Source organism: Streptomyces sp. KR55, assembly GCF_052245645.1.
In the GTDB taxonomy this organism is placed as follows: domain Bacteria; phylum Actinomycetota; class Actinomycetes; order Streptomycetales; family Streptomycetaceae; genus Streptomyces; species Streptomyces flavusporus.
In genome coordinates this window covers 1-2,145 of the sequence record NZ_JBQQCE010000828.1, presented here as the reverse complement: position 1 = coordinate 2,145, position 2,145 = coordinate 1, and the positions used below count along the sequence as shown (strand labels likewise).

2 protein-coding genes and 1 pseudogene are annotated in these 2,145 nt (G+C 65.8%); 1 reads left to right on the top strand and 2 read right to left on the bottom strand.

The features are described from left to right. A pseudogene (locus tag ACTWQJ_RS50620) lies at window positions 1-87 on the top strand (IS5/IS1182 family transposase); the annotation flags it as partial. A gap of 168 nt (window positions 88-255) precedes the next feature. Here the strand turns inward: ACTWQJ_RS50620 and ACTWQJ_RS50615 are convergent. Then, window positions 256-1,323, bottom strand: a complete 1,068-nt coding sequence (locus ACTWQJ_RS50615; RefSeq protein WP_443313077.1) for a hypothetical protein — start codon at window positions 1,321-1,323, stop codon at window positions 256-258. Between the two features lie 555 nt (window positions 1,324-1,878). Then, the coding region (locus tag ACTWQJ_RS50610; protein ID WP_443313076.1) for a formylglycine-generating enzyme family protein at window positions 1,879-2,145 on the bottom strand (267 nt) is incomplete at its 5' end.

Sequence of the window (2,145 nt, the reverse complement as noted above, 5' to 3'; positions counted from 1 at the left end):
GAAGCCATGATCCACCTCGCCTCGATCGACAACCTCGCCAAGCGCATAACGGACGAGACCACACCCACCTGGCGAGGCACCTACTAGGGCATACGGGGCGATCTACCTAAACCAAATGCCCTCTGAGGGGTCAGTAGTCGAACCTGGGCGGCAGTCCGCCAGGGCGCAGTGGCGCAGGACTGTCGGAACGAGGGTGCCGCGAGCCCAGAGATGGCGTGCCACCGGCTGTCCCGCTCCCGGCTTCTCAGCGCCGGCTCATTGAATCAGGTCGGTGTGCGGATGGTCTGGGGATGCCGGGCAGACATAGAGCTGCAGGTTGTCGGTGCTGCCGACTTCGACCGCGGTCGGCTGCGCGGGATTCGCGCCGGCGACGTAGCTGGGGGAAAGCGCGGCGGCTTGATCCTCGTACGGGGCCCAACCATGGGTGCCGCCGTCCCATTCGAAGGAGGCGATGGTCAACAGCGGGACCATCTGAGCGTCGCAGGCAGCGCAGAAGCGGATATAGGGGTCGGTGCGGCCCCACGGGGGCCAGCCACCGACCTTCCACCCGGGAGCATCGGCCAGCTCACAGTCATAGAACTCTTCCGGGTAGTCCTCGTACGAGCTGTCCACGCCAACGTCAGCCGCCTGCCATCTGCTCCAGTCCTTGAGCAGTTTCCGCAACTCTCCGCTCAAATCGGCGGAGTTGGGATACTCGGTGATCTGCTCCGGCGCGAGCAGACACGGCTCCGGCACATAGCCGTCGTAGTCGGCCTCATACGGTTCGGGGGGTACGGCGAGGACGTCGACGACCTCGGCAGCGGACCGCCAGAACAGCGCGGTCGAAGGTTTGTAATGCGGTTCGTGGTCGTAAGGGCACCACAGCACCTGAAGCAGATCGGCCTGTCCGGGCGGCCGCAACAGGGGTATGTCGCGCAGATACAGCTGGGCCACGGGCAGCATGGGGACCGGACTTTCAGCGGGCCACGGAGGGCCGGCGTCGAGGCGCTCCATGAACACCGCGTCGTTCCGCTCCTTGATTGACGCCTCCTCAGGCGTGTAGTGAGGGCCGTGGGGATCACGGCGCAGCCGGGCCCGCCTGCGCCGCTCCAGCCGTATTTCTGCCGGTGACTTGGACCTGCCGCTGCCGGGGTGCGAACCGTTGCAGTGCGGCCACGGCTCCTCAGCGGGCCACAGCAACGGCCCCCCGACCGAACTCTCGAACACCGAAGGCGACCCGGCGCGAGGGTGCAGCCGAATCGCCGCCCGCGCCAGCGGAGCCAACTCAGGAAAGACCGCGGCGACGTCGACCGGCCGCGGCGGAGTAGTACGAACGAAGTCCATACCAGCGATCCTGCCACCGGCCACTGACACAAACGCCCTGCCCGATCCACGCACAGTCGTCACCCGGCTGCTCTCTCCGTTCGGGACGGAGCGACAGTGAACACCTCGGCAACCACATCGGCTTGTGGAGCAGCCCGAGGATGCCCGCTGATCATGTTGTCGCACCGCGAAACTCCAAGATTCCCGGCAGAGTCAGGCACTCGGGGCCTGAGCCGCTGACCGGCAGCAATTGAACTTTGCTGTCACAAACCGGCCGTTGGTCAACGTTCAATGGCAACCGGTCAAGGTTCGGTGACAGGGGACAGCTGCGTCTGTCCCGTCTCTGTCGATCTGGTCCCCGTCTCAAGTGAACGGGTCCGATTCGCTTGATGTCTCAGGTGATCGGGTCCACCAGATCATTCGATGCTTCATCGAGGCCGACTGACTCTCAACGGGTGGGGCCGGCAGAGATCTGGCCTACGAAGTGGCGTGGTTGTCCCGTGTGCGGGAGAGAGGTGCGCCGTCCGTTGGCGGAGGCGGCGGACGTCGCGTTCGACGACGCGCGGGAACCGGTCGTCACACGATGGAGCGCGCGATGCGGAACCCTACGTCGTCGACCTGGAATGTCGGGTGGCTGCGGCGCCGCGCAGAGGCCCGGCAACTCCAGTGCTCATCGAACCAACCACCGCCACGGAGCACCCGGTAGGTGCCGTAGACCTCGGCGTCGTAGACGTCCCAGCACCAGTCCCAGACGTTGCCAAGCATGTCGTAAAGACCCCACGGGTTGGGGTGTTTGCCGCCCACGGCGTGGATGCGCTCGTGCGAGTTGCCGCGGTACCAGGC

Coding starts and splice junctions, on each gene's coding strand:
- ACTWQJ_RS50615 (WP_443313077.1), bottom strand. CDS start 1,323: ATGGACTTCGTTCGTACTACTCCGCCGCGGCCGGTCGACGTCGCCGCG.